Annotated in this window: 5 protein-coding genes; 1 reads left to right on the forward strand and 4 read right to left on the reverse strand. The window is 71.4% G+C overall.

Translation table 11 applies throughout. The features are described from left to right. Nucleotides 1-37 precede the first annotated feature (37 nt). The 3 genes from ACFVH5_RS17720 to ACFVH5_RS17730 are packed head-to-tail and all read right to left on the reverse strand — an operon-like array spanning nucleotide 38 to nucleotide 3,512. Nucleotides 38-394: a UBP-type zinc finger domain-containing protein gene (locus ACFVH5_RS17720; RefSeq protein ID WP_385834597.1), complete on the reverse strand. Its 357-nt coding sequence runs from the start codon at nucleotides 392-394 to the stop codon at nucleotides 38-40. Then, complete coding sequence (locus ACFVH5_RS17725) at nucleotides 391-1,839, reverse strand: ATP-binding protein (protein ID WP_384809909.1); 1,449 nt, start codon at nucleotides 1,837-1,839, stop codon at nucleotides 391-393. The genes ACFVH5_RS17720 and ACFVH5_RS17725 overlap by 4 nt, the downstream gene beginning before the upstream one ends. Continuing rightward, on the reverse strand, nucleotides 1,836-3,512 hold the full coding sequence (locus ACFVH5_RS17730) for an FAD-dependent oxidoreductase (protein ID WP_385834598.1): 1,677 nt from the start codon (nucleotides 3,510-3,512) through the stop codon (nucleotides 1,836-1,838). Before ACFVH5_RS17730 ends, ACFVH5_RS17725 begins: the two co-directional genes overlap by 4 nt. A 178-nt stretch (nucleotides 3,513-3,690) precedes the next feature. On the opposite strand from ACFVH5_RS17730, the gene ACFVH5_RS17735 reads away from it, so the two are divergent. Beyond that, nucleotides 3,691-4,518, forward strand: a complete 828-nt coding sequence (locus ACFVH5_RS17735; protein WP_385834599.1) for a DUF1206 domain-containing protein — start codon at nucleotides 3,691-3,693, stop codon at nucleotides 4,516-4,518. A gap of 73 nt (nucleotides 4,519-4,591) precedes the next feature. Here the strand turns inward: ACFVH5_RS17735 and ACFVH5_RS17740 are convergent, their stop codons facing one another. Continuing rightward, entirely contained in the window at nucleotides 4,592-7,033 is a 2,442-nt protein-coding gene (locus ACFVH5_RS17740) for a GH92 family glycosyl hydrolase (RefSeq protein WP_385834601.1), read from the reverse strand. Nucleotides 7,034-7,361: the final 328 nt, after the last annotated feature.

Below are 7,361 nucleotides of genomic sequence, written 5' to 3' on the forward strand. Positions count from 1 at the left end.
GACGGACCGGATCGGCGGAGCAGGTCGACGGGGCGGGTCAGCGGAGGGTCTGCGCCCAGTTCGCCGGCACGCGTCCCGCGGGCCCTGGTGCGGGCTGGTCGGCGGGGTGGCTGAGCGGCGGGGCGAGGTCGGGCCCGGATTCGTACAGTTCGGACGTCTCGAAGTTCCAGAACCAGGCCTCGCCCGGCTCGAAGCTCCGGATGAAGGGGTGGCCCGTGCTCCGGTGGTGGGCCGTGGCGTGCTTCGAGGGGGAGTCGTCGCAACAGCCGACATGACCGCACTGGGTGCAGCGCCGCAGATGGAACCACCAGCCCTGCGCGGCCTCGCACTCGACGCATCCCGTGCCGCTCGGCGGTACGCCCGGCTCGATTCCGGCGGTGTCCGAGGTGGTCATGACGTCTCCTGAGGGGTGTCTGATTCCTCCGCGGTGAGCGGGAGGAAGACCTGGAAGCGGGTGTCTCCGGGTTCGGAGTGCACCTGCAGATGTCCGTGGTGTTTGTTCACGACGATGCGCCAGGAGATGTCGAGACCGAGCCCGGTGCCCTCGCCCACGGGCTTCGTGGTGAAGAACGGGTCGAAGATCCGGCCGCGGATCTCCTCCGGCACCCCGGGCCCCGTGTCACGGAACTCGACGAGCAGCTGCTCCCGTTCGAGCGCGGTGCGCACGGTGAGCGTGCCCTCGCCGCCCATCGCCGAGGCGGCGTTGTCGATGAGATTCGTCCACACCTGGTTCAACTCGCCCGGGTAGGCGGGGATCCGGGGCAGCGACCGGTCGTAGTCCTTGACGATCCGGACGCCGGGGCCGATCTTCCCGGCGAGCATCATCAGGGTGCTGTCGAGCAGTTCGTGGACATCGGCGACCTGGTAGGGCGCCCGGTCGAGCTGCGAGTACTGCTTGGCCGCGTTCACCAGGTTCGAGACGCGGGTCGTGGAGTCCTCGATCTCGTTCATCAGCAACTCGGTCTCGACCGTGTAGTTGAGCCACCGGACCGCGCCCTCCAGCGTCCCCTCGTCCACGGTCGCCGCCACCTGGTCCAGCCAGTCGATGTCCAGCCCGGCCTGCACGAACGTCGGCGCCAGCTCCCAGCCGCCCGCGATGCCGTGGTCGTCGAACCAGTCGCCCAGCGCGTCCTCCCGGTCGGAGGCCTCCAGCGGGCTCAGGGGCGTGGCCTTGGCGACCTGCTCCGCCGTACGCTCCTGGATCTCGACGAGTGTCTCCAGGGCGTCGCGCGCGTACGGACCCGCCGCGATCATGCCCAGCTTGTGCCGCATCCCGGCCACCCGGCCCCGCAGCGCGGACGTGGCCCGGACCGCCGCCGCGGCCGGGTTGTTCAGTTCGTGCGTCAGCCCGGCGGACAGCGAACCGAGCGCCAGCAGCCGTTCACGCTGCCCGATGGTCCGCTGGGTGTTCTGGCTGCCGAAGAACAGCCCCTCCAGCAGATGCACGGCCATCGGGAACCACTCCCGCAGCACCGCGGAGAACGTCTCCGCGGGCAGGATGAAGAACCGCGAGGGCTCGGTGACCCGCAGGGAGCCCTTGTAGCGCGCCTCCTCGGGGGCCGCCAGGTAGGCCTGCATGGCGCCCGCGTACACCCCGCGCTGGGAGGTGCGGTTGATCTCCACGTCGTCGCCGCCGACCCGCCGCGACATGACGAGCGTGCCCTCCAGGAGGACGAAGAAGCAGGTGGCCGGCTCGCCCTCCTCGTAGACGTAACCGGGCTCGAACAGCTCCACCCGGCCCTCGCTGCACAACCGCCCCAACTGCTCGGCGTCCAGCTTCTCGAACAGGAACAGCGTGCCGAGTTCCTTGATGTCGCACGGCATCGGCCGCCCGCTCATGACTGCTCCAGATACCGGTGGACGAGCATCACGGCCATGGCTCCCTCTCCTACGGCGGAGGCGACACGCTTGGCCGACTCGGCGCGCGCGTCACCCGCCACGAACACCCCGGGCACATTCGTCTCCAGGTGGTACGGCGGCCGGTCCAGCTCCCAGTCGGGCGGCGATTCCCCGCCGACCGCCAGGTCGGGCCCGGCGACGATGAAGCCGCGCTCGTCCCGCAGGACCGTGCCGTCCAGCCAGTCGGTCAGCGGCGCGGCGCCGATGAACACGAACATCCACTGCGCGTCGACGAGTTCGGTGTGGCCGCTCGCCAGATCGCGCAGGGTGAGCTGTTCCAGATGGTCGGAACCGTGCACCACGTCGACGACCGTCCCGGTGCGCACCGAGATGTTCGGCGCGTTCGAGATCTGCTCGATCAGATAGTGGGACATCGACGCCGTCAGGGACGAGCCGCGCACCAGCAGGGTGACCGACTTCGCGCCCCTGGCCAGGTACATCGCGGCCTGCCCGGCGGAGTTCGCCCCGCCGACGATGTACACGTCCTGCCCCTGGCACGCGGGGGCCTCGGTCAGCGCCGACCCGTAGAAGACCCCGCAGCCGGTCAGGTCCCCGGCGCCCGGCGACTCCAGCTGCCGGTACGAGACGCCCGTCGCCAGGATCACGCAGTGCGCGGAGATCGCGGAACCGTCCGAGAACCGCACGGTGCGGGAGGCCCCGGTGACCTCCAGAGCGGTCACCTCGCGTGCCGTGAGGATCTCGGCGCCGAACTTCGACGCCTGCCGCCGCGCCCGTTCGGTGAGCTGCGCCCCGGACACCCCGTCCGGGAAGCCCAGGTAGTTCTCGATGCGCGAGCTCTGCCCCGCCTGTCCGCCGGTCGCGGAGCGCTCGACGAGGACGGTCCGCAGCCCCTCCGAGGCGCCGTACACCGCCGCGCCGAGTCCGGCGGGACCGCCGCCGATGACGACCAGGTCGTAGAACTCGGCGGTCGGCGTCGTGGCGAGACCCACCTGGGCGGCCAGCTGCTGATCGTCGGGCTCCACCAGCACCGCCCCGTCGGCGGTGACCACGAGCGGCAGCCGCTCGCCGTCCTGCTCCGCGCAGGCCAGCAGCCGCCTGCCCTCCGGCTCGTCCGACGAGTACCAGCGGTACGGCACCTGGTTGCGGGCCAGGAACTCCCGTACGTCCGAGGACCGCGCGGACCAGCGGTGGCCGACGACCTTCGTGATCGGCACGGCCCGGTGGTCGGAGGTCCGCCAGGCGGCCAGCAGGTCGTCCAGGACGGGATACAGCTTCTCCTCGGGCGGGTCCCAGGGCTTGAGGAGGTAGTGGTCGAGATCCACCACGTTGATCGCGTCGATCGCCGCGTTCGTGTCCGCGTACGCCGTCAGCAGCACGCGGCGCGCAGTCGGGTACACGTCCAGCGCCTGTTCGAGGAACTCGATCCCGTTCATCTGCGGCATGCGGTAGTCCGCCAGGATCACCGCGACGAGATCACCGCGCAGCTTCAGCTCGCGCAGCGCCTCAAGGGCGCTCTCCCCGGACTCCGCGCGCACGATACGGTACGTCTCGCCGTAACGGCGCCGCAGGTCACGGGCCACGGCACGCGAAACTCCCGGGTCGTCGTCCACGGTCAGGATGACGGTCCGTGCCGAGTCTGTGCCCTGTGCCATTCGTCTCCCACCCCGAGAGGTCGGCGTCCTCGCGCGGTCGCGCGCGACGCCCTTCCAGTTGCACGCCCATCGTATGTTCGATCCCCCCGATCCGCTTCGGAAAAAGGGACGTACCGCCCGGCCGGGCCCGCCGGGTGTCGGACGGCCGACCCGGGGCAACCGGAGACGGGAGGCAATGATGAACGCAAGCACGTTGACACGAGGTGGCCAGGCGGGGAAGCGCAAAGCCGCCCCGGCGATAGAGGGGGCGGCGCGGGCGGGTTTCACCGCGCGCGGTGTCATCTACTTGCTGGTGGGGATGCTGGCGCTGCAGATCGCCTTCGGCGGCAGCGGCAAGCAGGCGGACCAGGGCGGCGCGCTCCAGGAGGTCGCCGGGAAGCCCTTCGGGGAGGTCGTGCTCTGGGCGCTGGCCGTCGGACTGGTCGGCATGGCGCTGTGGCGGCTCTCCGAAGCGGTCTTCGGCGCGGCGGGCCCCGACGGCGGCAAGGCGAAGAAGAGGGTCGCGTCGGCGGCACGAGCCGTGTTCTACGGGTTCGTGGCCTACTCCGTGATCTCCTTCGCCGCGGGCGCCGGCGGCAGCGGTTCCAGTGACGGCAAGTCCCGGGACGCCACGGCCAAGGCCATGGGTCTGCCCGCCGGGCAGTGGCTCGTGGGCGTGGCGGGCGTGGTGATCGGCTGCGCGGGCGTCTGGATGGCCGTGCAGGCCATCCGCCGCAAGTACCACAAGCACATGAGGCTCGGCGCGATGTCGCACCGGGTGCGGCAGGCGGTCGACGTGACCGGCATCGGCGGCGGTGTGTCCCGCGGTCTGGTGTTCGCCGTCGCCGGCGGCTTCGCGGTCCGCGCGGCCTGGGACTACGAGCCGGACAAGGCCAAGGGCATGGACGACACCCTGCGCTCGTTCACCGAGACCCCGGCAGGGCCCTGGCTGCTGGTGCTGATAGCCGTCGGCCTGATGCTCTTCGGCCTGTTCTCGTTCGCCATGGCCAGGTACCGCAAGGTCTGACCGGCCCCTGAACACGGGCGTGGCCCCGGATCCGTCATCCGGATCCGGGGCCACACCCCTGTCGAGCGGCTGTTCAGCGGGGCAGTCCCGCGGGCGCGGTCGCCCACGTGGTGTCCGGCTCCGTGGCCAGAGTGAACTTGAGCGTGCCCCCCGTCCGCAGCAGGCTGCCGTCGGTCCAGGACCGGTCGTGCGTACGGCCGTTGAGCCGCACGCCGCCCACATACGCGTGCGCGGCGTCGGCGGCGGGCGCGTCGATGACGAGGTCGCGGCCGGGCCGGTCGATCACGGCGTGCGGGAACAGCGGCGCACCCAGCAGGAGGTTCGCGCTGCCCGGCGTCTGCGGATAGACGCCGAGGGCCGAGAAGACGTACCAGGCGGACATGGTGCCGAGGTCGTCGTTGCCGGGCAGTCCCGTGGGCCCCGTGCCGTAGACGGTGTCGAGGATCTGCCGGACGGTCGCCTGGGTCTTCCACGGCTGACCGAGCGCGTTGTAGAGCCAGGGGGCGTGGATGCCGGGCTCGTTGGTCGGGTCGTAGCGCAGCGCGTCGCCGCCCTTCACCGACCAGGACCCGTCGGCCTTGTGGAAGAAGCCGTCGAGCCGGCCGGCGGCCACCTCACGCCCGCCCATCGCCTCGGCGAGCCCCTGGACGTCCTGCGGCACCATCCAGGTGTACGTGGCACTCGTGCCCTGGGCGAACCCGCGGTCGCTGCCGGGGCTGAACGGCGTGACCCACGACCCGTCCAGGTTGCGCGCCTGGATGTAACCGTCGGTGCCCGCCCCGTCCGTCGCGGCGGGGTTGTAGACGTTGCGCCACCAGCCGCCCCGATCGGCGAAGTAGGCGGCCTGGTCGTCATGGCCGAGCAGCTTCGCCCAGCGGCCGAGCGCGTCGTCGGCGACCGAGTCCTCCAGCGTCTCGGCGGCACCGCCCCAGCAGTGGCAGACGTCCTGCGCCGCGTACCCGGAGGCCATGTACTGGGCCAGGTTGGGCCGTTGGCCGGTGCACTGGCCGGGGCAGCCCGCGTCGGAGAGCCCGTCCGGGTGCGGCACGGTGGCCTGCTTCGCCAGTGAGCCGAAGGCGCCGCGGTAGTCGAAGTTGCGTACACCCATCGCGTAGAAGGTGGCGAGGGTGGCCGCCGTCGGGTCACCGGTCATGACATGGGTCGGGCCGTTGATGTGCACCCACCGGTCCCAGACCCCGCCGTTCTGCTCGGCGAAGTTGTAGAGCGACTGGGCGAAGTCCCCGGCGATACGCGGCTTCAGCAGCGCGAGCAGCTGGATCTGCGCCCGGTACTGGTCCCAGCCCGAGAAGTTGCTGTACTGCGCCCCCTGCCCGCGCTCGATCCGATGGGCCTTCCCGTCCATGCCGGGATAGCGGCCGTCGGTGTCGCTGACCAGGTTGGGCTGCTGGAGGGAGTGGTAGAGCGCGGTGTAGAAGGCGGTCCGCTGGGCTTCACTGCCCCCGCCGATGCGCACGGAACGCAGCTCACGGTCCCAGGCCCGGCTCCCGGCCTCCGCGACCTGGTCGACGCTCGCCCTCGGCCTTATCTCCTCGCGGAGATTGGCCTCGGCGCCCGCGAGACTCACGTACGAGATGCCGAGCCGCATGTGGACATCGTTGTCGGCCGCGGTGTCGAAGCCGACGTAACCGCCCGAGCCGCGGCCCGCGCGGTCCGCGCCCGTGGCGTAGCCCTCGCCGCCACCGCCCGTGGTGGAACCGGGGGAGAGGGTGCCGTCCTTCCACGTACCCGTGCCGGAGAAGGCGCGGTCGAAGGAGGCGGTGAAGTAGAGCCGGTAGTAGCTCTTGCGGTTGTTGGTACCGCCGTTGGCACGCCGACCGCAGAACGCGCCCGTGAGCACCGACCCGGTCACCTTGCGGTTGGCCTGGTCGATCTTCACCTCCGCGTCCTCGCTCCCGTTGAGCGAGTTGGAGACCCGGAAGAGCAGATTGGCGGGCTTGCCGGCGGGGAACGTGAAGTCGGCGACGCCGGCCCGCTGCGACACCGCGAGGTCGGCGCGGGCGCCGGAGTCGAGGCCGACGGAGTAACGGCCGGGCACGGCCCGCTCGTCGGCGTGCGAGAAGTTCGCCGCGTACTTGGCGTCCTGGGTGTCCGCCGAGGGCGACGAGGTGACGTCCCCGACGAACGGCATGATCGGTACGTCGCCCGCGGCACCCGGGTTGCAGCCCGCGCCGTTCACATGCGTCAGGCTCAGCCCGCGCAGCCGGGTCGCCCCGTACTCGTAGCCGTTGGCCGCGCCGGTGCTGGTCTGGTCGCCCCTGGTACTGGTGGGCGACCAACCGATCATCCCGTACGGGAGGTTGGCGCCCGGGTAGGTGTTGCCCCCGTTCGCCGTACCGATGAGCGGATCGACGTACGCGGTGGGGCGGGCGGGCGCGGCGGCGTCGGCCGCCGCGGAGACCGGCCCGGGCAGGGCGGCGGCGAGAGCGGTGGTCAGCGCGAGAGCGGCGGCTCTCCTGCCGAACCTCCGCGACACGGCGGTGGATCTGAGGACCATGTGCGAGAACCTTCCGTATGGACGGGCGGGGAATCCGACCGCCTGACGACGTCCGGGCCCCGCGAAGTGCCGCGGACGAGCGTAGGCCGCCACCCCACGCAACGAACCGACGCAAGCGACAACCACGATGAACGCCCGATGAACCCACAACACCCCCGAGCCCCGCAGGGGGCGCGGGGAACGGCGCGAGCAACCCCCACGGACGGTCAGTCGACGTCGATCGGTCACCCGGTAGGGGGCGCGGGGAACGGCGCGAGCAACCCCCACGGACGGTCAGTCGACGTCGATCGGTCACCCGGTAGGGGGCGCGGGGAACGGCGCGAGCAAC

It is taken from the genome of Streptomyces sp. NPDC127119 (assembly GCF_042677425.1).
In the GTDB taxonomy this organism is placed as follows: domain Bacteria; phylum Actinomycetota; class Actinomycetes; order Streptomycetales; family Streptomycetaceae; genus Streptomyces.